Origin of the sequence: Bradyrhizobium sp. 6(2017), from assembly GCF_011058295.2 — a bacterium.
Classification (GTDB): Bacteria; Pseudomonadota; Alphaproteobacteria; order Rhizobiales; family Xanthobacteraceae; genus Bradyrhizobium; species Bradyrhizobium septentrionale.
The window spans coordinates 5,342,086-5,363,973 of record NZ_CP049289.2 but is presented as its reverse complement, the minus strand read 5'-3'; the positions used below and the strand labels follow the sequence as shown (position 1 = coordinate 5,363,973).

Genomic DNA, 21,888 nt, shown 5'->3' with positions numbered 1-21,888 from the left:
AACGATGGGAAATCCGACATGACCGACGCCATCCGGCCGCTGATCGCCGGCAACTGGAAAATGAACGGCCTGAAATCCTCCTCTGTCGAGTTCGACGCGATGCTGGCCGGCGCCGGCGATGTCGCCGGGAAGGCCGATCTCTTGGTCTGTCCGCCGGCGACGCTGGTCGGGGCCTTTGCCGACAAGGCGCGCGGCTCGAAGGTCGCCGTCGGCGCCCAGGATTGCCATCCGAAGGCGTCGGGCGCCCACACCGGCGATCTCTCCGCGGAAATGTTTGGGGATCTCGGCGCGGTCGCCATCATCGTCGGCCACTCCGAGCGGCGCGCCGACCATAGCGAGACCGACGCGTTGATTCGGCAGAAGGCGGAGGCGGTCTGGCGCGCCCACCTGACCGCGATCGTCTGCATCGGCGAGACGCGCGAGCAGCGCGACGCCGGTAAGACGCTGGATGTCTGCGGCACCCAGCTTGCGGGTTCGCTGCCCGACGGTTCGACCGCGGCCAATCTTGTGGTGGCCTATGAGCCGGTCTGGGCGATCGGCACCGGCCTGACCCCGACCGCTAGGGATGTCGAGGAAGTTCACAGGTTTATCCGTGGTCAGCTCACCGATCGCTTCAAGGCCGAGGGAAACAAGATCAGGATTCTCTATGGCGGCTCGGTGAAGCCGTCGAACGCGGCCGAACTGATGGCGGTCGCCAATGTCAACGGCGCACTGGTCGGCGGCGCCAGCCTGAAGGCCTCGGACTTCCTCGCGATCGCCGCGGGGTGTTAGTCCAGCTGCCCATCCACGCCGAGCTTTTACACCGTCATCCTGAGGAGGCCGCAACGCGGCCGTCTCGAAGGATCGACGGCCCGGCTGGTGGCCGTGCATCCTTCGAGACGCGCGCAAGAGCGCGCTCCTCAGGATGACGGGATTGGCAGTGTTGCGAAGTCGGGAGCCATCGGCATCTTGCTACGCTACGTAATCTGGCCGGCCGCGGCGCCGATCCGCTTCCAGTAGATCATCGTGCCGGTGAGGCCGCCATGCGGCTTCAGCGCGTAGTCCGGGATGATGCCGCTGAGCTGAAATCCCTGCTTCTCGTAGAGCGGCGCGGCGCCGTCATCGACGGCGGTGTCGAGCACCAGCAGCGTGCGTCCGCGGTCGATCGCAAGCTGCTCGGCGGCGCGCAGCAGTGCGGTGGCGACGCCGCGATGGCGGTGGGTGAGGCGCGTCATCATCTTGGCGATCTCGGCGCGGTGCGGCTGGTTCGGCGGCAGCCTCAACAGCAGCATCACGGTGCCAATCAAATCACCGCCGTCGAACGCGCCGAGCGCGATTCGCTCGCCGCGCGCGGCTGCACCGAGCGAGTCCTGCCAGAATGCGTCGGCGTCACCCGGCGACAGCGGATGCATGAAGCTGACCGAGCCGCCGCTTGCGACGGTCTCGATCAACAGCGCGCAGAGTGCGCTGCGAATCTCCGGCGCATCCTGAAGCGGCTTGATGGCAAAGGGTGACATGCATCAGCTCCGGGCGAGGGCGACCACATAGGTGCAGGAGGCGTTGGTTTCGTTGCCGAAGGTGGTCTCCGCCGGCGGGCCGAAGCCGAGGCAATCGCCGGCAGCGAGCACATGGCGCGTGCCGCTTTCGGTGATGACAAGGCTGCCGTTCAGGACCCAGACCAGCTGGCGGATATGGGCGTAGGACGAGGCGGGAAGGGTGATGGACTGCTTGGGCGGCAGCTCGACCCGCACCAGCTCGACCGGATGATCGGGGCGGCTGAACACCTGACGGCGCAGATAGCCGGTTTCCGGATCGCGCCAGACCGGCTGCATGGCGCCGCGCGACAGCCGTTCGCCCTGGCCCTCGGCGCGCAGCATCAACCCGGCCAGCGTGAGGTCGAAGGCCGAGGCAAGGCGCACCAGCACGACGGCGGTGGGGCTGACTTCGGCGCGCTCGATCTTGCTGATCGTCGCCTTCGAGACGCCGGAGCGTTCGGCGAGGTCGGCAAGTGACCAGCCCCGGCCGTCGCGTTCGAGCCGGATGCGCTGCGCCAGGCGCTGGCTTAGATCGTCTACCAAAGTATCCATTTGTCTATTATAGTGGAATCATTCGGTTCCGATCAAGGCTCCGCCGAGCGCAATCCGCACCGCTTGCGATCATCGCCATTGCGACTATCTCGGGGGTGACAATGCCCGGTGCAATCGTGTAACAGGGCGCGACTTCACGAAAACCCGCAAAGCCGATAGCGCCGTTTGTCTGGCCGCTTGGCGGCTTATGACGGAAGGCTTGCGATGCAGACTGTCGTTATCATTATTCATCTCATGATCGTTGCCGTCATGATCGGCGCGGTGCTGTTACAGAAATCCGAAGGCGGCGGCCTCGGCATGGGCGGCGGCGCCGGCTTCATGTCGAGCCGTGGCACCGCAAATCTGTTGTCGCGGACCACCGCGATCCTCGCGGCCGGCTTCTTCCTCACCAGCCTGTTCCTGTCCTGGTACGCGGGCTACGACCGCAAGCCGAGTTCGATCATCGGCACCGGCGCACCGGCGCAGACCCAGCCGGCCAGCGGCACGCCGATCACTGCGCCGACCTCCGGCGGTGTCCTCGATTCGCTGAAGAAGGCCGACGAGCAGCAGGGCCAGCCGGCCCCGAGCGGCCCGCAGGCGCCACGGTCGCAATAAAGCAGGGTGGCCATGCAGGATACAGCGCTGGTATCCTGCATCAGAAATCCCCATTAGTGCTCTGAAATCGCTTTCAATTTAACGCAACCCACAGCCCGGTGATTTGTTTGCCGGGAATGGCCGATTCGTTTTGCGAATCGCTGGAGTCGGATTAAAGGTAAGGTCCCATGGCGCGGTACATATTCATCACCGGCGGCGTGGTCTCCTCGCTCGGAAAGGGTCTGGCATCAGCAGCGCTCGGCGCTTTGCTGCAGGCCCGGGGCTACAAAGTCCGCCTTCGCAAACTCGACCCCTATCTCAACCTCGATCCCGGAACGATGTCGCCGTATCAGCACGGCGAAGTGTTCGTGACCGACGACGGCGCCGAGACCGATCTCGATCTCGGCCATTACGAACGCTTCACCGGTCGTCCCGCCACCAAGGCGGACAACATCACGACCGGGCGCATCTATCAGGACATCATCTCCAAGGAACGCCGGGGCGATTATCTCGGCGCCACCATCCAGGTGGTCCCGCACGTCACCAACGCGATCAAGGAATTCGTGCTGTCGGGCAATGACGAGTACGATTTCGTGCTGGTGGAGATCGGCGGCACCGTGGGCGACATCGAAGGCCTGCCGTTCTTCGAGGCAATCCGCCAGCTCAAGAACGAGCTGCCGCGGGATCATGCCGTCTACATTCACCTGACGCTTTTGCCGTACATTCCAAGTGCCGGTGAACTCAAGACAAAGCCGACGCAGCATTCGGTGAAGGAGCTGCGCTCGATCGGCATCCAGCCCGACATCCTGCTGTGCCGCACCGACCGCGAAATCCCCAAGGAAGAGCGCCGCAAGCTCGGCCTGTTCTGCAACGTGCGCGAAAGCGCCGTGATCGAGGCGCGCGACGTCGACAACATCTACGCGGTGCCGGAGGCCTATCACGCCGCCGGCCTCGACGACGAGGTGCTGGCCGCGTTCGGCATCACCGCGAAGATTCCGCCGGCGCTGCAGAGCTGGAACGTCATCAACGAGCGCGTCCGCAATCCGGAAGGCGCGGTGACGATCGCGATCGTCGGCAAGTACACCGGCATGAAGGACGCCTACAAATCGCTGATCGAGGCGCTCTCCCATGGCGGCATCGCCAACAAGGTGAAGGTCAATCTCGACTGGATCGAGAGCGAGGTGTTCGAGAACGAGGATCCGGCGCCGTTCCTCGAGCACGTCAACGGCATCCTGGTGCCCGGCGGCTTCGGCCAGCGCGGCGCCGAAGGCAAGATCCGCGCGGCACAGTTCGCGCGTGAGCGTAACGTGCCGTATTTCGGCATCTGCTTCGGCATGCAGATGGCCGTGATCGAGGCGGCGCGCAATCTGGTCGGCATTGAGGAGGCCAACTCGACCGAGTTCGGCCCGACCAAGGAGCCGCTGGTCGGCTTGATGACCGAATGGCTGCGCGGCAATGAGCTCGAGAAGCGCTCGCAGAGCGGCGACCTCGGCGGCACCATGCGGCTAGGCGCCTTTCCCGCGGCGCTGAACCGCGGCAGCCGCGTCTCGCAGGTCTATGGCGGCGCGACCGAGATATCCGAGCGGCACCGTCATCGCTACGAGGTCAACACCGCCTACAAGGATCGCCTCGAGCAGCACGGGCTGCGGTTCTCCGGCATGTCGCCCGACGGCGTGCTGCCGGAGATCGTCGAGTACGAGGACCATCCCTGGTTCATCGGCGTCCAGTTCCACCCCGAGCTGAAGTCGCGGCCGTTCGAGCCGCACCCGCTGTTCGCGTCCTTCATCGAGGCGGCGGCGAAGCAGAGCCGGCTGGTCTAAGCCGGCGCAGGCCGTGACCGCGGCGCTCAGGCAGGGGTGGCCTCGCTCGTCCGGCGCTGCTTGGTGATCGGTGAAACGCCTGCATCGGCCGCCGGCGCGGCGTCGCGCGTGATCAGTCTGTATTGCGGTCGTCGCGTCAGCCGGTACACCGCGGCGGGCGGCACGTTGAGGATGGCGCGATCAACCAGCGTGGCGCGCACGCCGAGCCGGTCGAGGATCGGCCGCGGCACCGGGCAGCGCATCCCGTAGGTGAATTGATAGAACGCGCCGCCGGGACGCATGTAGCTGAACGCGCCGCCGACGATCGAGATCACCTTGCGCGGCGACATGTTGAGCAGCGGCAGTCCGCTGACCACGGCGCCGACCGGCGCGCCGTGGTAGAGCCGTTCCGAGGCCAGCCGCGCCGCGTCCATCCACAGCACGCGCGCGCCAGGAAAACGCAGCTGCAACAGCCGCATGAAATCCGAGCCGTATTCGATCAGCGTGAGATCCTGCTGGCGCACGCCGCGCTTCAACAGCTGATAGGTGAAGGCGCCCGTGCCCGGACCGAGCTCCAGAATCGGACCGCTGTTGGCGCTGATGTCGCGCGTGATCAGTTCGGCGAGCGCGGCACCCGACGGCGCGATGGCGCCGACGCGGCCGGGGGCCGCCATCCACGCCGTGAAGAAAGAGATGAGATCATGTGACATTAGGATTCCCAGCAAAGTGACATCACGCTTCTGTTCAGTTGCGAAGCGTGTTGTCTTGTTTACGGGGTCTGCATTGCGACAACATTGCGCGATGTTGCCAGAGCCCCGTTCCGATTGAATCGGAACGGGGCTCTAGATTCTTATCTTGACGCGTTTTTCTTCACGCGAACCGGTACCCACTTTGCTCGAAAACGCTCTGGTGTCACGACGCGAACGGAGCCGGCGGTAATGTCATGCGGAAGCACGCGCCGCCTTTCGGTCCGTCAAGCACGGAGACGTGACCGCCGTGCAGCCTTGCGATCTCGCGCACCATGTTGAGCCCGAGACCGGCGCCGCGGTCGAGCGGCGCAAGCCGGTAGAACGGATCGAAGATCCGCGTGCGCTGGTCCCAGGGAATGCCGTCGCCTTCATCTGATACGTCGATGGTCGCGGCGCTGCCGACATGGATCGTGATGGTGCCGCGGCGGCCGCCATGCTGGATGGCGTTCTGTACCAGATTGGTCAGCGCGCGCTCCAGCGCAGCGCGGTCGCCAAACGTTTCGACCCGATCGGTTGCAGTATCGAGCGACAGTTCATAGCCGGCCGCAATCGCGAGCGGCGCGAGGTCGGCTGCTACGTTGCGCGCGGCGGCGACGAGATCAACGCGGACGAACGGATTGCGACACTGGTCGAAGCGCTGGATGTCGAGCAGTTGCTCGGCGAGCGTCGCAAGACGCGCGGAGTCCTCGAGCAGGCGGGTTTTCTCAGGCCCCGGCGGCAGCGATTCCAGCCGCGTGTTGAGGATCGCGATCGGCGTGCGCAATTCATGTGCCGCGTCCGCGACGAAGCGCTGGTGGCGCGAATAGCCGTCGTCGAGCCGCTTCAGCGCATCGTTGACGGCGGTCACCAGCGGCGCGACCTCGAGCGGCAAATGGTCCGCCGACAGCCGGCTGCCGCGCTGGCGGAAATCGATCCGGCGTGCCTCGTCGGCGGCGGTGTCGAGGCCCGAGAGGGCGCGCTTGATCACCATCGGCGTGGCCACGAAGGTCGCGGCGGCCATCAGCAGCAAGCCGGGCACGGTGACGACGAGGAAGGTGAGGGAGGCCGCGAACAGCGCCTTGGCGCCGGTCATCCGTCCCTGCGTCGCGGTGATGATCTGCACATTGCCGGCATCGGTGTTGACGCGCTTCATGCGCGCCGGCGGCTTGCGCGGATCGTCCTCGAACATCTGCCAGCCGAGCCGCGCCTGGCTGATATGGTCGAGCGCCCCGCCGATCTTGCTGAACTCGTCCGGGACCTTGGCCTCGGAGAGCGTTTCGCCCTGGCGGTCGCGCACCAAGAACCAGAGGTCGGGCGCTTCCTCGCGCAGCTGCTTCAGCTCCGCGGTCGGACGCAGCACCAGTCTGCCGTTAGCGTCGCGCCCGAGCGCCCATTGCACGACGTCCACCACGCGGTCCTCGTCGCGCTCGATGACGGGCAGGCCGCAGGCCCACAGCGCGCCGACCACCAGTGCGATGATGGCAATCAACAACGTGGCCTGCAGCGTCACCAGCCGCCAGCTCAACTTCGAACGCAGGCAATAGTGATCCGCCGCTTCGCTCATGATACCTGCTTCAGCAGATAGCCGACGCCGCGGATGCTGTGGATCTCGACACCGGCGCCGCTGTCGGCGAGCTTGCGCCTGAGGCGCGAGACATGGGCATCGAGTGCGTTCGACTGGATCTCGTCCTCGAAATTGTAGACCGCTTCCTCCAGCGTCGCGCGCAGCACGGTGCGGCCCATGCGGCGCAGCAGCGTCTCCAGCACCAGCAGCTCGCGTCGCGGCAGCTCGAGCGGGTGGCCGTCGACGCTGGCCTCGCGATGGGCGCAGTCGAACGCCACGCGTCCGGCCCTGATGATCTCGAGCTGCAGCCCGGCGGGACGGCGCAGCACGGCGCGCAGCCGCGCCAGCAGCTCCTCGACGGCAAACGGCTTGGCCAGATAGTCGTCGGCGCCGCTGTCGAGGCCGGTGATGCGGTCGGCGAGGTCGCCGCGCGCGGTCAGCACGATGATCGGGACGCCGTCGGCCTTGGCGCGCAGCTTCGGGATCAGCGTCAGGCCGTCGCCGTCCGGCAGCTGGCGGTCGAGCAGCACTGCGCCATGCACCTCGGCGCAAATCGCCTCCTCGGCCTCGGCAAGGTTCGGCACATGGTCGACCACCATGTCATAGCCCTTCAGCGCCTGCGACAGCGCGGCCGCCATTTCGGTCTCGTCTTCAACCAGCAGTATCCGCATGTCCTCTCAGTCCTGCACCGGAACGGTCGGTGCTAAAGCACGATGAGGTCATCGCGCTTTAGCCTCTTGTTGAGCATGATCTCCACGCAAACGCTTCGCGTTTGTCGCGAGGGAAAGCCGCTTCGCACTTTTCCGGATCATGCTTTGGCCGAGTAACATTGCAACAACATTGCGGAAATGGTCCGCCTGCCGCGAGCAGGGGGCCATGTTGTCAGCAAATACGCGAAAAGCAGCCGGAAATTTGAGGTTCTACGGCGCGAGATGTATCAAACAGCTTATCCGGCCGAATTGGAACTGTTCATTTCCGCTATGCGTCCGCTTTGACGGCGATTTCAGCAATGGGGCCACAACCGGACTCATGCACCGCAGCAATCGGCGACCTCTTTCGATTACTTCGCAGGCGTGGCCAACGTTGATGGCTCGCAAGACTGGTCCTCATCGCCCCTTAGCGCAAGTCGCGTCGCGGTCGCGTGACGTCACGTATGAGGAGCGCAGTCAGGATCACGTGTAGAACAACCACTGGCCACAGAAGGACACCGGTCAAACTACCTGCGAAACCCAGGTAGGCCAGATACAGCGTGCACAACACGCTGTAGCTCAGCATGCCGATAAGCGGCGGACCAGGCCAGCAGGCGATCCCCAAGGCAATCAGAGCGATGCCAGCCACGCGTGCTACGGGCACTCCGACGCCGGTAATTTGCTCGCCCAGCAACAACTGCCCGACGAATGAGGGAACGATCAGCAACGACAACCCCGTAGCGGCCTCGCCGATGGCCGCGAAGGTCAACGCCCTTTTCATCGCTTTCCGCCACTGGCTCCTTGCATGGTGCCCTTCGGTGCTTCAATCGGATCCGGTTCCGGCGCTGCCATTGGCGCCAATTCTGCCCTCGGCTCAGTTACGGCCTTGGTTTCCGGTTCGAGCTTGAACCTCAGCTTGTTGATCTTGCCGGTGAACTTGAACGGTGGATCGTAGCGATACTCGATCATCGCCACTCCGGTGCGGGTGTCCTGGCCGATGTCGAATGTCTCGTCCTCCGGAAACGTGATCGGCGTGCCGTGTTCGATGGATTTCCGGTCTACTTCCTTGCCGTCCACCGAGAGTATGCCTGTGCCCCCCTTGCCAAGGCCCGGACCATCAGACTTGAAGTCGAAGACGATGGTGTGCTTGCCCGCGCCCAATTCGGACCCGGACCAGATCGTGCGCTTGAGGTTGAGCAGGTTGTAGATGAAGACCGGTTTGCCCCCGCGGATGCCCGCAATACCCTTGCTCAGGAAAAGCCCGTAGCCGCCGAAGCGTCCGCCTTCGGTAACGATCATGCCTTCCGCGCCGCCCTTCGGAATCTCGAATTCGGCAGTGATCGTGTAGGACTTGTTGAGGATGCTCGGCGCCGCGCTGGCCGGCACGCCGGTCAACTCACCCGAATAATTGAAGGTCGTTTGCCCTGCCGTAAGGCTCGGTCGCGGTGTATTCCATCGCAGGAGGGTCGTGTTGTCGAGCGGCAGCACGTTGTACTTCTTCGCCTCGACATCGAAGAGGACCTGCATTTCCTTGACCTTTTCCGGCATCTGCGCGGCAAGGTCATTGAATTGAGTCGGGTCTTCCTGGACGTTATAGAGTTCCCACTTGTATCCCGTGATCACATCCGGCGGGGGCGCGCTGCTCAGTTCCCAGGGAAGCGTGATCGGCGTCGTGCACGCAATCCAGCCGTCGCTATAAATCGAGCGATTGCCGAGCATCTCGAAATATTGGGTCGTGTGCGTCGACTTGGCATTGGCATTCGCCTTGTCCCATGTGTACGCCATACTCACCCCTTCCATGGGGCTCTGCTTGACGCCGTCGATTGAATCGGGCTGCGAAATGCCGGTTGCCTCGAGGATGGTCGGGGCGATGTCGATGACGTGATGGAACTGGCGGCGGATGCCTCCCACATCGTTGATATGGCCAGGCCAGGACATCACGACGCCTTGGGCAGTCCCGCCGAAATGTGACGGCACTTGCTTGACCCATTTGAACGGGGTGTCCATCGCCCACGCCCAAGGTGCGGCAAAATGCGGGAAGGTCTTGTCCGAGCCCCAAAACGGGTACCAGAGGTACTGAGCCTTTACCGGCACCGGGACGCCATTGAAGGTCGTGAACTCGTTGGGAGTACCGTTGATCATGCCTTCGGCGCTCGCGCCGTTGTCACCGCCGATGTAAATGATCAAGGTGTTGTCAAGCTCTCCGAGGTCTTCTACCGCCTGGATGACCCGGCCGATCTCATTGTCGGCGTAAGCGAGGTAAGCGCCGTAGACATCGGCTTGCCTGATGAAGAGCTTCTTCTCCAGCAAACCGAGTGAGTCCCACTGCGGCAATTCTTTCGGCCACGGCGTCAGCTTGGCGTTTTCGGGCATGATGCCCAGGCGCTTCTGGTTAGCGAAGATCTTCTCGCGCACCTTGATCCATCCATCATCGAACAAGTGCATATCGCTGATCTTCTTGATCCACTCCGGCGTGGGATGATGTGGGGCATGGGTGGCGCCGGGAACGTAATAGACAAAGAACGGCTTGCCGGGCGCAATCTCCTTGAGTTGCTTCATGTGTTGGATGGCCTCGTCGGCCATGGCGGTCTCCAGGTTCCAGCTAGGATTGCCCTGGAAGGGATAGATGGCCGTCGTGTTGCGAAACAGGTTCGGCTGCCACTGGCTGGCGTCGCCGCCGACAAAACCGTAAAAATACTCGAATCCCATGCCGTTGGGCCATTGATTGAAAGGCCCTGCCTGACTCGACTGGAACGAAGGTGTGTTGTGGTCCTTGCCGAACCACGAGGTGGCGTACCCGTTCGCCTTCAGGATGGTGCCGACGGTGCCCTTCTCGATCGGGATGATGGAGTCGTAACCCGGGAATCCCGTCGATATTTCGCCGACCACGCCGAAGCCGACCGAATGGTGATTGCGGCCGGTGATGATCGCCGCCCGCGTCGGTGAGCAGAGCGAGGTAGAATGAAAATTGGTGTAGCGCAGCCCCTGCGCGGCGATGCGGTCCATCGCGGGCGTAGGAATGACGCCGCCAAAGGTGCTCGGTGCACCGAAGCCCTGGTCGTCCGTCATGATGAGCAGGACATTGGGCGCGCCCTTCGGCGGCACGACGCGCGGCGCCCACCACGCAGTAGATTCCGAGGCCTTTTCCCTGATCACGCCACCGAATTTCGGGTCGGGCGGCGGAAGTTGTTGTCCAGTGATCGTAGTGGTGGCGCCGGGCGTACCCGGGACACCGGTGATCTGTTGAGCCAGTGCCGAGGTACAACTGAGTGCGAGAAGACTAACGCTCGCAAAGATGCGATGACTGATTTTCATGGCGGAAACCTCCGGTTGGAAGCTGGCCTTTGCAAAACAACAGGTCGCGTGTTCGATAGAATAATCGCATTGAGCGGACCGACTTTGAGCTAGGTCAAACCACTGGCTTGGACAAAAAGGCCACGGTTGATGCTCGTTGGGGGGCAAAGGCGGTCATCGATTGGGGTCGGCAACGCTGCCATGTTGTCACCCCCTCAAGACAGCCCGGAACCGGCTGGCTATAACCCCCCGCACAACAAATCTGGGAGGACCGCCAATGATCTACGAGACCCGCGTCTATCGCTGCCTGCCGGGCCGGCTGCCGGCGCTGCTCAAGCGCTTTGAGACCATCACGCTGAAGCTGTGGGAGAAGCACGGCATCAAGCAGGCCGGCTTCTTCACGACGCTGGTCGGGGAATCCAACCAGGAACTGACCTATCTGCTCGCATGGGAATCGCTCGCCGAGCGCGAGAAGAAGTGGACCGCGTTCCAGAGCGATCCGGAATGGATCACCGCGCGCGCCAAGACCGAGGAGGACGGCCAGATCGTTCTCAACATCGTCAACCAGCTGCTGGTGCCGACGTCGTTTTCGGCGGTCAAATGAGGCCAGTGCGGGGGTGAGGGGCGTGATGACGACATCTCGTCGCGCCTGACCGCGGGACGCCTAGTCCGCGCAGCCCGAGGTCTGGTCGCCTTCGCGGACCATCGGCTTGCCGTTGATGAAAACGCCGTGGCTGCCCGAGGTGGTCTTGCCGCCGCAATGCGTGCGGTCGCCGATCACGACCGCCGGCTTGCCGTTGATCAGGACGTTGGGCACGCCTTCGACCAGCGGGCCGCCGTTGCTGGTGGTGTCGCCGCTGCGCGCCGCCGGCTTGCCGTTGATGGTGACGCCTGCGGCGCCGCTGGTGACGACCCCGGGCTGGCTGCTGGCCTGACCGTGCGAAAGGCCCGACGTCGCCGACAGGGCGGCCACGGCTCCGATCATCAGCGAAATGCGCATGTCGTCCTCTCGTCGTTCCCCTTGGGAATCTATTCCGGCCCAGTCTAGAGCCTTTTCCCCTTCGATTGAATCGGAACGGGCTCTGGATTTGTTGTTTTGACGCGTTTTCTTCACGTGAACCGGTACCCACTTCGCTCGAAAACACTCTAGAAGGGGCGGCTGGGGCAGGATTGTGATAGCACGGCGCACCCACGGCGTCAGCGCAACCCCCTCATCGTGCTGGATGGCTTGATCCATCCGGCGCGGGATTGCATGGTCGCCGCCAAAAGGATGCAGCATTTTGACCAATCAGGTTTCCGCGCCCGCCGCCGCGCCGATCGTTGCCGTCGGATCAGCCAAGTTCGGCAACGCCTTGCCCATTTCCATCATCGCAGGTCCCTGCCAGCTCGAGAGCCGTGCACACGCGCTTGAGGTGGCGTCGGCGCTGAAGGAGATCGCTATCAGGCTCAAGATCGGTCTGGTGTACAAGACCTCGTTCGACAAGGCGAACCGCACCAGCGCGTCGGCCCAGCGCGGCATCGGGCTGAAGCAGGCGCTGCCGATCTTCGCCGAGATTCGGTCCTCGCTCGGGTTGCCAGTGCTGACCGACGTGCATGAACCTGACCAGTGTGCCGACGTGGCGCAGGCGGTCGATGTGCTGCAGATCCCGGCCTTCCTGTGCCGGCAGACCGATCTCTTGCTGGCGGCGGCCGCGACCGGCAAGGTCGTCAACGTCAAGAAGGGCCAGTTCCTGGCGCCGTGGGACATGACGAATGTGGTCAGCAAGATCACCGGCGCCGGCAACGCCAAGGTGCTGGTCACCGAGCGCGGCGCGTCGTTCGGTTACAACACGCTGGTGTCAGATATGCGCGCGCTGCCGATCCTGGCGCGCACGACCGGTGCGCCGGTCATCTTCGACGCCACCCATTCGGTGCAGCAGCCGGGCGGCAAAGGCGCCTCGTCGGGCGGCGAGCGCGAATTCGTCCCGGTGCTGGCGCGCGCCGCGGTCGCGGTCGGCATCGCCGGCGTGTTCATCGAGACCCATCCCGATCCGGATCACGCGCCGTCCGACGGCCCCAACATGGTGCCGCTCCGCGAATTCGAATCCCTCGTCAAGCGGCTGATGCAGTTCGACGCGCTCGCCAAGACGGCTGCCTGACCGGCGGACAACGACATGACCGCAACCAGCGGCATGCCGCCGGCCCTCAATGTCATCACGCTGGCGACGTTCGCGGCGAGCCTGTCGGTGCGTGCGCTCGATCCGGTGCTGCCGCATGTCGCGGAGGATTTCGGTGTCAGCATCGCGACTGCGGCGAGCTTTGCCGCGGTGTTCGCCTTCACCTTTGCCGCGGTCCAGCCGGCGATCGGCGCCGCCGCCGATCTGTTCGGCAAGGCGCGGCTGATGACGATCTGCCTCGGGCTGCTCGGCATCGCCAACATCCTCGGCGCGTTCTCGACCTCGTTCCCGATGCTATTCGTGACCCGCATCCTTGCCGGCATCGGTTCGGGCGGTGTGTTTCCGGTGGCGCTGTCCTTGACCAGCGATCTGGTCGGTCCGGACAAGCGGCAGCTCGCGATCGGGCGAACGCTGGCGGGCTCGATGACCGGCAATCTGCTCGGCGCCACGGCCTCCGGCCTGATCGGCGATCTGCTCGGCTGGCGCGGCGTGCTCGCGGTGCTCGGCGGTCTCGTGATCATCGTCGCGCTCGCGGTCGCGGCCGGCTTCCGCGGTGCTGAGCTGAACCGTCCGCCGCGCACCAGCCTGAAGGCGCTGCGCCACGGCTATCGCACCATCTTCACCAATCCGAACGCGCGCATCTGCTATTCGGCTGTCTTCATCGAAGGCTGCTGCGTGCTCGGGCTGTTTCCCTTCGTCGCCGCGTTCCTGTTCGAGCTCGGTGAGACCTCGCTGTCGATCGCCGGCATCGTGATCGCGGGATTCGCCATCGGCGGATTGCTCTACACGCTGACGGTGTCGCGCATGCTGCCGTGGCTCGGCGTGAGGGGCATGATGATCGCAGGCGCGACGCTAGTCGCCATGCAACTGGCCGGCGCGGCCTTCGGGCTGCACTGGAAGCTGCAGATGGCGAGCCTCTTGGTGATGGGCCTCGGCTTCTACATGATCCACGGCTGCCTGCAGGTGTTTGCGAGCGAATTGTCGGTCGAGGCGCGCGCCACCGCGCTGTCGTTGCACTCGTTCTTCTTCTTCATGGGCCAGACCGTCGGCCCGATCGCCTATGGCTTCGGCCTGCAACACGCCGGCAAGACTGCGACGCTGGTCTCGGCCGCCGCCGTGATGGTCGTGCTCGGCTTCATCTGCGCAAGATTCCTGAAGCAGCGGCGACCGGCCGATGCCGATGCTCGGCTTGACGTCGAGCCCTAAGCGATCCCTTTGGTCATGTACTCATAAACGTCAGTTTTTGGGACAACGCGGCGCAACCCGACGTCGGCGCGATGGCTGAACACGCTTACCTCGGAGAATGCACAACAGGTTCGTAGCGGCCGTGCGTTGCGTTCGAGCAACACTTTTTTGGAAAGCGCAGGGCCAATGGTTTCCGCCATTGCGCGGCTTCATTTTGATCCGAATGATCGATGCTGTCGCGTGCTTGGCTGTGCAGCAGGGCTCGGATCGAGCCGTTTGGAGGCTACGGGATGATGGACCCGCGGCGAATTGCGACGGTGACGCCGGAGTTGTGCGGGACGGTTATTCTCGCAGGTTGGCTCTTTGCCTGGCTTGCTGGCTCTGTCGGCATCGAGAACACCGCGGCAATGTCGATCGAGGGCAGCCGCGCACCATCTCTCACCGCCGACGCCGAACTGGTTGATACGCCACAGGCAACCGCAATCGGCAAGGTCGCCAACTTGAACGCCGACGTGGGGATGGCTGCTGAACCGGTGACGGGATCGGCCTCCGCCACGACGGACACGCCGCAGGCAGCCGTCATGGGCAACGCCGTCGCTGTCGCCAGCGCCGAAGGGGCGATGGCGGTCGAATCGATGCCAGCGACGGCCCCTGATGCGGCGGCGATCTCGAGCGAGCCAAAATCAGTTGTCGTGGCTGCGTTGCCGGATTCGTCGCAGATGCTGCCGGTCGAAACATCGCCGGTGCAGGCGGCGACAGCGAGCGCGCCTCCAGTGTCGAGCGACACCAAGGAGGCCACGAGCCGCCTCGAAATTTTCGATGAATGCCTCGTCGTTGATGTCTGCATCGACCGGTACCTTTGGGCGCTCTACGAGCGGACGCCCAAGGAAGACACCATCAGTGTGCAAGAGCGGCGGAAGGTGACGGTCAAGAGGAAGCGCAAGACGGTGACTGTCACCAGGACCTTCACCAGGCGCGTCGATAACGATTTCACGTGGAAGGATCCGAAGGCTGCGGAAAGAATGGGCATGCCGATGATCGACTACGTGATTGGAGGAATGGATCGGAGCTTCAAGCTCAAGCTCTTTCATGCGCTTTACGCGGCTGAGCAGGCCGGGCTGTCGCCCGGCATAACCAGCGCGTTCCGCGATGATTACCGTCAATCGATCGCGAGCGGCCTGAAGGCGGCGAGCGACAAGTCATACCATGGAGGGAGCTTCCGCGGCGGCTATGGCCACGGGCTTGCCGCCGATGTCGTCAGCGTCAACGGCGCGACACGGGCGCAGCGTTGGGTTTCCACTGAGGCCCTTTGGAAATGGATCGATGCGCGCGGATCGGATTTTGGCATCGGGCGACCCTATCTCGATCGAGATCCGCCGCATGTCGCACCGATAGACGGCAAGGAATACACCGCCCGTCGCGGCGGGACGAAAGCTCAACAAGCGGCAGCGGATGTCAAGAAGCGTAACCGGGTCGCTCTGCGGGTCGTAGCGAAACAACGAAAAACCGCCAAAGTGTCGAAGGGGAGAACGATCTGATCCGGTTCAGCTGCGCCTTTCAACACGACGCGGGCAAGAATGCGTAGCAATCCCATCATCGTGCAAAAATACGGCGGCGCCTGTCTCGAAACACCGGCAAAAATCCGCGCAGTCGCGAGCAGTGTCGCCGATTTGCATGGCCGTGGTCATCGTGTCGTGGCGATCGTTTCAGCGATGGGCAAGACCACCGACGAACTCGTCAGGATGGCCTATCAGGTCAGCCCGCATCCCAATCGCCGGGAACTCGATATGTTATTGACCACCGGCGAGCGCATCAGCATGTCCTTGATGAGCATGGCGCTGTCTGATCTCGGCGTGCCGGCGATCAGCTTTACCGGCAGTCAAGCCGGAGTGATGACCGACGAATCCCATTCCTCCGCACGCATTCTGGATGTGCGGCCCGTTCGCGTGATCGAAGAGCTCGATCGCGGACGCATCGTGGTTTTGGCAGGCTTTCAGGGCGTGAATCCGGTGACCAAAGAAATCACGACGCTGGGCCGGGGCGGCAGCGATACCACCGCGGTCGCCATGGCTGCGGCGCTCAAAGCGGAGTGCTGTGAAATTATCAAGGAGGTCGACGGAGTTTGCTCGGCTGATCCGCGCATCGTCTCGGATGCAAAACCCTTGCGTCAGCTGGATTTCGCATCGTTATCCGAAATGTGTTTCTGGGGCGCCAAGGTCTTGCATTTTCGCAGCGTGGAGCTGGCCCACAGCCAAAATGTCCCTTTGGTCTTGAGAAAGTGGGGCGGCGCTCGGCACAGCACGCAAGTGATGCAGGAGGTTGCGGACATGGAGAACGGAAAAGTCTTGGCCGTCAATTCGATGGCTCGCATTGAGCATGTCGAGATCGATTCGGCGGACCTCAATCAAGGCTTTGAGAAGTTCGCGCAGCATCTCAAGCAGAATGGCTTGCCTTGGCCGCAACTCCTCGCCTCGGCTTTCACCGCCGGAAAAACCCGCATCATGATGACTTGCGATTCGGAGACACTCGACACCTTGCTTCGCACGCTGGAAAGCAGCAAAGACTTGCGCAAGCAGCGCGAGACGCTGAGCTCGGTGAGCCTCACTTGCTTCGGCGGCATTTCGTCAGACCTGCCATATAAGGCGATTCAGATTCTGCAACATCACGGGATTATCGCCGACAAGTATGTTTTGTCGTCGCATTCCGTAAGTTTCTTTGTTCCGGTGGAGAGCCGAGATGCTGCGGTCAAGGCTTTGCATTCGCTGATCTAGTTGAAATTTGGTGAGGGGCGTTGACGCCGGACGAGGCGAGGACGTCGAGCCATGGCGATCTCCAGGACCTGTACTCAATAGCGTCAGCTCGCGAGCGACGGCGTTTGATCCGAAGCCGACATCCACCGCGTCATCATTGCGATTGCGGGATGCGGCTTGGGAGCGCGAGGTTCGTGACGTCCCTGTGCGCGAACGACCGAAGTCACCTGGTCGATCGTGCGTGCGGATAGCTGCGCTGGAGTGTCGCAGTCGGTCTCTGACAAATGTATCGATTTCAACAGTAATGTCCCGTCCTCGAGCTTACTGCGGAGCCGGTCATGGCTTCAAAGCTGTCTTTGGGCACTGTCGCGCTGATACTGGTCGGAGCAACGGTGCTTTTGATCGCAAGTCGGCCACCTGCGTGGATCGTGCTGCTGCTCGGTTCGTTCGCGCTGGCGGTGCTGTATATCGTCGCGAGAACGAGGTCGCGTTACGATCCGCTCGATCCGCGCTTCGGTAGCTGCATCCCGCCGATTTCCAGGCCTAAGACCAGCGGCGGCGATGTATCCGACCACGACAGCGACGCCTGACCTCGATCAGATGCGGATGATGCGGAGAGGTCCGCTTCCGGCCCAAGACCGACATGCATTCTCGTCGCCTTTCCAAGGGCAGGCAGGGGTGCCGAAATTAACGTGTGCCCGACCTAGCCTCGCCCGCGATAGGGCGCGACGCCCTGATCGGGAACCCAGATGCCCTTGGGCAGCCGGCCGGTCTGGAAGAACACGTCGATCGGGATGCCGCCGCGCGGATACCAGTAGCCGCCGATGCGCAGCCATTTCGGCTTGATCTCGTCTGATATCCGTCGGCCGATCATGACAGTGCAGTCCTCATGGAATGCGCCATGGTTGCGGAAACTCGCCGCAAACAGCTTCAGCGATTTGGATTCCAGCAGCCAGTGGCCCGGCACATAGTCGATCACCAGATGGGCGAAATCCGGCTGTCCCGTCACCGGGCAGATAGAGGTGAATTCCGGCACCGTGAAGCGCACCAGATAATCGGTACCGGCCTGCGGATTGGGCACGCGGTCGAGCTGAGCCTTTTCCGGCGCGTCGGGCCATTCCACCGCACGGCCGAGTTGCAGGCCGGGGGAGGTCGTTGATTTGCTGGATTTCTTCGCCATTCGGGTCTCCGTGGCGTCCTCTTAGCCAATGATGGCGCCCCCGTCACCCGGCCTTTTCCCCCTCGATGCATTGCGCTAGAAGCACCGCCATCCGCCCCCCTCACTGCCACAAGAGGTTCTCATGACTGACATCGTCGACATCATCGGCCGCGAAATCCTGGATAGCCGCGGTAATCCCACGGTCGAGGTCGATGTGGTGCTGGAGGACGGGTCGATCGGTCGCGCGGCGGTGCCGTCAGGCGCCTCCACCGGCGCCCACGAGGCGGTGGAACTGCGCGACGGCGACAAGTCGCGCTATCTCGGCAAGGGCGTCGAGAAGGCGGTTGCCGCCATCAACGGCGAGATCTTCGAGGCACTTAGCGACCAGGCCGCCGAGGAGCAAGTCGCGATCGACCAGATCATGATCGATCTCGACGGCACGCCGAACAAGAGCCGGCTTGGGGCCAATGCCATCCTCGGCGTTTCGCTCGCCTGCGCCAAGGCGGCCGCCGAGTCCTTCGACATGCCGCTGTATCGTTACGTCGGCGGCACCTCGGCGCGGACGCTGCCGGTGCCGATGATGAACATCATCAATGGCGGTGTGCATGCCGACAATCCGATCGACTTCCAGGAATTCATGATCCTGCCGGTCGGCGCCACGTCGTTTGCCGAAGCGCTGCGTTGCGGTTCGGAAATCTTCCACACGCTGCGCGGCGAACTGAAGAAGGCCGGCCACAACACCAATGTCGGCGACGAGGGTGGTTTTGCGCCGAACCTGCCGTCGGCCGACGCCGCGCTCGAGTTCATCATGAACGCAATCGGCAAGGCCGGCTACAAGGCCGGCGGCGACGTCCTGCTCGGCCTCGACTGCGCCTCCACCGAATTCTTCAAGGAAGGGTCCTACGTCTATGGCGGCGAGAACAAGACCCGCTCGCGTTCGGAGCAGGTGAAATATCTCGCCGATCTCGTCAGCCGCTATCCGATCGTCACCATCGAGGACGGCATGTCGGAAGACGACATGGACGGCTGGAAGGAACTGACGGATGCGATCGGCAAGACGTGCCAGCTGGTCGGCGACGACCTGTTCGTCACCAACGTGACGCGGCTTGCCGACGGCATCAAGAATGGCCGCGGCAATTCGATCCTGGTCAAGGTCAACCAGATCGGCACCCTGACCGAGACGCTTGCGGCGATCGAGATGGCCTACAAGGCCGGGTACACCGCCGTGATGTCGCACCGCTCCGGCGAGACTGAGGACTCCACGATCGCCGACCTCGCGGTCGCGACCAATTGCGGGCAGATCAAAACCGGCTCGTTGGCGCGCTCCGACCGTACCGCCAAGTACAACCAGCTACTGCGGATCGAGCAGCAGCTCGGCACCCAGGCGAAATACGCCGGCAGGGCGGCCTTGAAGGCGCTGGCCTAGCGCCCCAACTTGATCGGGATCTAACAAACGCAAAAAAGGGAGGCCGGGATGAGTGACGGCAAGAGCGGTCTGCAGCTGCGTTCGCTGCTCAAGAAGAATGGCGAACTCGAGATATCGCTGGTCAATGTCCCGACCCCCGAGCCCGGCCCCGACGAGGTCGTGGTCCGGGTCGAGGCGGCCCCGATCAATCCGTCCGACCTCGGGCTCCTGATCGGCCCGGCCGACATGGCGGCCGCCAAGGCCTCCGGCAGCAGGGAATTGCCTGTCGTGACCGCGCGCGTGCCGGAAGCGGCGCTGTCTGGCCTCGCCGCACGGCTCGACGAGTCGATGCCGGTCGGCAATGAAGGTGCCGGCGTCGTGATCAGGACCGGCTCGTCGGACGCGGCGAAAGCGCTCATGGGCCGCACGGTCGCGATGATCGGCGGCGCGATGTATGCGCAGTACCGCACGCTGCGCGTCAACGAATGCCTGCCGCTGCCCGACGGCATCACGCCGGCGGAAGGCGCGTCCTGCTTCGTCAATCCGCTGACAGCGCTCGGCATGACCGAGACGATGCGGCGCGAGGGACACAAGGCACTGGTGCACACGGCCGCCGCATCCAATCTCGGCCAGATGCTCAACAAGATCTGCCTCAAGGACGGCATCGGCCTCGTCAACATCGTGCGCAACAGGGAGCAGGCCGAGATCCTGCACAGGATCGGCGCCAAGCATGTCGTCGATTCCAGTGCGCCCGATTTTATGGATAAGCTCACCAACGCGCTGGTCGAGACCGGCGCGACGATCGCCTTCGATGCGATCGGCGGCGGCAAGCTGGCGGGCGATATCCTTATCGCGATGGAGACCGCGATCAACAAGACCGCCAAGGCCTACAGCCGCTACGGTTCGAATGTGCACAAGCAGGTCTACGTCTATGGCGGCCTCGATACCCGTCCGATCGAGCTGCCGCGGGGCTTCGGCATGGCCTGGGGCGTCGGCGGCTGGCTGCTATTCCCGTTCCTGATGAAGATCGGTCCGGAGGCCGGCAACAAGCTGCGCCAGCGCGTGGTGGCGGAGCTGAAGACCACTTTCGCCAGCCACTACACCAAGGTGGTCTCACTGCAGGAGACCTTGCAGCTCGACAACATCGCGGTCTATGGCAAGCGCGCGACCGGCGAGAAATTCCTGATCAATCCGAACAAGGGTGCGTAACGCAGCGGCGTCTATTCGCGCTCGAATGCCAGCTTCCTGGAGCGCTTGTGGCGCTCCAGGGCGTGGCCGATCAGAACATCCATCAGCTCGGATTGCGGCAGGCCGCTGGCCTCCCACAGCCGCGGATACATGCTGATGTTGGTGAAGCCGGGCAGGGTGTTTGCCTCGTTCACGAATGCCTGCTCGCCGTGGAGGAAGAAGTCGATCCGCGCCATGCCTTCGCAGCCGAGCACGCCGAACGTCTTGATCGCGAGCTCCCTGATGGTTTCGGCGACGGCAGCCGGCACTTTGGCCGGCACCTGAAGCAGCGCGCCATCGGCATCGAGATACTTCGCGTCGTAGGAGTAGAAGCCGTGCTTGTCGGACGGAACGATCTCGCCGAGCTGGGAGGCACGGATGCGGCCCTCGGCATCCTCGAGCACGGAGCATTCGACCTCCCGGATCGGCGCGACACAGCGCTCGATCAGGATCTTCGTGTCGAAGCGCAATGCCAAGCTGCAGCCCGCCTCGAACTCCTCCGCGGTGCGCGCCTTCGACACGCCGACCGATGATCCCATGTTGGCGGGCTTGACGAAGACCTCCCGCGACCCCAGCGCGCGGACCGCATCTTCGTAGCTGATGGGAGCCGCGGCCGACATCGCGACAAAGGGGACGATCGGCAATCCCGCCTCGCGCATCAGGCGCTTGGCGACGTCCTTGTCCATTCCGGCCGCCGAGCCCATCACGCGCGAGCCGACATAGGCGACGTCGGATAATTCCAGCGCGCCCTGCACCGTGCCATCCTCGCCGTTCGGGCCATGCAGGACCGGGAAGACGACATCGAAGGCCGGCAATTCCGCAGGCCCCGCCGCCTGTCCCTGAAGCACCACGACGCGGCCCTGTCCGCCCGGCAACAGCGCGAGTTGCGGTCCATGGTCCGGAATAGTCAACGCGCCGCCACCTGCGCCGGCGCCGTTTCCCGCATCGGCGACAATCCAGCGGCCATCGCGGGTGATGCCGATCGCCGTGGCGTCATAGCGATCCGGGTCGAGCGAGCGAAGCACGTTCGCTGCCGACGCCCGCGAGACGTCGTGCTCGGCGGAACGGCCACCGAACAGGATTGCGACCCGTGTCTTGCGCTCTGGCATTGTTCAGCCTCTCGGCGGTAGGCAGGTGATGCAGGAACCCGCGGCAGTATGCTCGGACGAAGATGTCGACAATTTGCTACACATGCTCCAGACCGGCGTTTCAGGGCCGCCTGGATGGGCGAGGTCCCGGTGTTCAGGTCAGTTTTGCAAACGCTGCGTTTCCAGAATTGGGCGTTTCATGCAC

General features: G+C 63.6%; 21 protein-coding genes. 11 read left to right on the top strand and 10 right to left on the bottom strand.

All coding sequences use genetic code 11. The features are described 5' to 3' along the window. The first annotated feature begins 18 nt into the window (after positions 1–18). Positions 19–771, top strand: coding sequence for a triose-phosphate isomerase (gene tpiA, locus G6P99_RS25095; RefSeq protein ID WP_029080850.1), 753 nt, complete (start codon positions 19–21; stop codon positions 769–771). A 185-nt stretch (positions 772–956) separates the two neighbouring features. Here tpiA and G6P99_RS25090 read toward each other — a convergent pair whose 3' ends face one another. Together G6P99_RS25090 and G6P99_RS25085 are read right to left on the bottom strand one after the other, a co-directional pair. After that, a complete protein-coding gene (locus tag G6P99_RS25090; protein ID WP_029080851.1) occupies positions 957–1,496 on the bottom strand; it encodes a GNAT family N-acetyltransferase in 540 nt (179 codons plus the stop codon). Positions 1,497–1,499: 3 nt separating this feature from the next. Next, on the bottom strand, positions 1,500–2,066 hold the full coding sequence (locus tag G6P99_RS25085; protein ID WP_029080852.1) for a helix-turn-helix domain-containing protein: 567 nt from the start codon (positions 2,064–2,066) through the stop codon (positions 1,500–1,502). A 204-nt stretch (positions 2,067–2,270) separates the two neighbouring features. Between G6P99_RS25085 and secG the strand changes: the two genes are divergently transcribed. Together secG and G6P99_RS25075 are read left to right on the top strand one after the other, a co-directional pair. Beyond that, positions 2,271–2,660, top strand: a complete 390-nt coding sequence (gene secG, locus G6P99_RS25080) for a preprotein translocase subunit SecG (protein WP_029080853.1) — start codon at positions 2,271–2,273, stop codon at positions 2,658–2,660. A gap of 167 nt (positions 2,661–2,827) precedes the next feature. After that, positions 2,828–4,459 carry a CTP synthase gene (locus G6P99_RS25075; protein WP_029080854.1) on the top strand — a complete coding sequence of 544 codons (1,632 nt, stop codon included), beginning with the start codon at positions 2,828–2,830 and terminating at the stop codon, positions 4,457–4,459. A 26-nt stretch (positions 4,460–4,485) separates the two neighbouring features. On the opposite strand, the gene G6P99_RS25070 is transcribed toward G6P99_RS25075, so the two are convergent. From G6P99_RS25070 to G6P99_RS25050, 5 genes are all read right to left on the bottom strand, one after another. After that, the gene (locus tag G6P99_RS25070) at positions 4,486–5,148 is read right to left on the bottom strand and encodes a class I SAM-dependent methyltransferase (RefSeq protein ID WP_029080855.1); all 663 of its coding nucleotides are present in this window, start codon (positions 5,146–5,148) and stop codon (positions 4,486–4,488) included. 202 nt (positions 5,149–5,350) lie between these two features. Next, a complete protein-coding gene (locus G6P99_RS25065) occupies positions 5,351–6,730 on the bottom strand; it encodes a sensor histidine kinase (protein WP_165123733.1) in 1,380 nt (459 codons plus the stop codon). Next, on the bottom strand, positions 6,727–7,401 hold the full coding sequence (locus G6P99_RS25060) for a response regulator transcription factor (RefSeq protein ID WP_029080857.1): 675 nt from the start codon (positions 7,399–7,401) through the stop codon (positions 6,727–6,729). Before G6P99_RS25060 ends, G6P99_RS25065 begins: the two co-directional genes overlap by 4 nt. A gap of 445 nt (positions 7,402–7,846) precedes the next feature. After that, a complete protein-coding gene (locus G6P99_RS25055) occupies positions 7,847–8,200 on the bottom strand; it encodes a hypothetical protein (protein ID WP_029080858.1) in 354 nt (117 codons plus the stop codon). Further along, complete coding sequence (locus G6P99_RS25050) at positions 8,197–10,734, bottom strand: arylsulfatase (protein ID WP_165123731.1); 2,538 nt, start codon at positions 10,732–10,734, stop codon at positions 8,197–8,199. The genes G6P99_RS25055 and G6P99_RS25050 overlap by 4 nt, the downstream gene beginning before the upstream one ends. Positions 10,735–10,990: 256 nt before the next feature. Here G6P99_RS25050 and G6P99_RS25045 point away from each other — a divergent pair, with 256 nt between their 5' ends. Next, positions 10,991–11,317 carry an NIPSNAP family protein gene (locus G6P99_RS25045; protein ID WP_029080860.1) on the top strand — a complete coding sequence of 109 codons (327 nt, stop codon included), beginning with the start codon at positions 10,991–10,993 and terminating at the stop codon, positions 11,315–11,317. A 60-nt stretch (positions 11,318–11,377) separates the two neighbouring features. Here G6P99_RS25045 and G6P99_RS25040 read toward each other — a convergent pair whose 3' ends face one another. Continuing rightward, positions 11,378–11,713, bottom strand: coding sequence for a PAAR domain-containing protein (locus G6P99_RS25040; protein WP_029080861.1), 336 nt, complete (start codon positions 11,711–11,713; stop codon positions 11,378–11,380). Between the two features lie 280 nt (positions 11,714–11,993). Between G6P99_RS25040 and kdsA the strand changes: the two genes are divergently transcribed. From kdsA to G6P99_RS25015, 5 genes are all read left to right on the top strand, one after another. Next, positions 11,994–12,851: a 3-deoxy-8-phosphooctulonate synthase gene (gene kdsA / locus G6P99_RS25035; protein ID WP_029080862.1), complete on the top strand. Its 858-nt coding sequence runs from the start codon at positions 11,994–11,996 to the stop codon at positions 12,849–12,851. 15 nt (positions 12,852–12,866) lie between these two features. After that, positions 12,867–14,075, top strand: coding sequence for an MFS transporter (locus G6P99_RS25030; protein ID WP_029080863.1), 1,209 nt, complete (start codon positions 12,867–12,869; stop codon positions 14,073–14,075). 272 nt (positions 14,076–14,347) lie between these two features. Next, positions 14,348–15,592 (top strand): hypothetical protein, encoded by a 1,245-nt coding sequence (locus G6P99_RS25025; protein WP_035976789.1) that lies wholly within the window; start codon positions 14,348–14,350, stop codon positions 15,590–15,592. A 39-nt stretch (positions 15,593–15,631) separates the two neighbouring features. Further along, positions 15,632–16,825, top strand: a complete 1,194-nt coding sequence (locus tag G6P99_RS25020) for an aspartate kinase (protein WP_029080864.1) — start codon at positions 15,632–15,634, stop codon at positions 16,823–16,825. Positions 16,826–17,142: 317 nt separating this feature from the next. Further along, positions 17,143–17,394 carry a hypothetical protein gene (locus G6P99_RS25015; protein ID WP_156928571.1) on the top strand — a complete coding sequence of 84 codons (252 nt, stop codon included), beginning with the start codon at positions 17,143–17,145 and terminating at the stop codon, positions 17,392–17,394. Positions 17,395–17,507: 113 nt separating this feature from the next. Here the strand turns inward: G6P99_RS25015 and queF are convergent, their stop codons facing one another. Then, the gene (gene queF, locus G6P99_RS25010) at positions 17,508–17,984 is read right to left on the bottom strand and encodes a preQ(1) synthase (protein ID WP_029080865.1); all 477 of its coding nucleotides are present in this window, start codon (positions 17,982–17,984) and stop codon (positions 17,508–17,510) included. A gap of 121 nt (positions 17,985–18,105) precedes the next feature. Between queF and eno the strand changes: the two genes are divergently transcribed. Together eno and G6P99_RS25000 are read left to right on the top strand one after the other, a co-directional pair. Continuing rightward, complete coding sequence (eno, locus tag G6P99_RS25005) at positions 18,106–19,389, top strand: phosphopyruvate hydratase (protein ID WP_029080866.1); 1,284 nt, start codon at positions 18,106–18,108, stop codon at positions 19,387–19,389. A 48-nt stretch (positions 19,390–19,437) separates the two neighbouring features. After that, positions 19,438–20,577 carry a zinc-binding dehydrogenase gene (locus G6P99_RS25000; RefSeq protein WP_029080867.1) on the top strand — a complete coding sequence of 380 codons (1,140 nt, stop codon included), beginning with the start codon at positions 19,438–19,440 and terminating at the stop codon, positions 20,575–20,577. Between the two features lie 11 nt (positions 20,578–20,588). On the opposite strand, the gene G6P99_RS24995 is transcribed toward G6P99_RS25000, so the two are convergent. Continuing rightward, on the bottom strand, positions 20,589–21,704 hold the full coding sequence (locus G6P99_RS24995) for a D-alanine--D-alanine ligase family protein (RefSeq protein WP_029080868.1): 1,116 nt from the start codon (positions 21,702–21,704) through the stop codon (positions 20,589–20,591). Between the last annotated feature and the right edge of the window lie 184 nt (positions 21,705–21,888).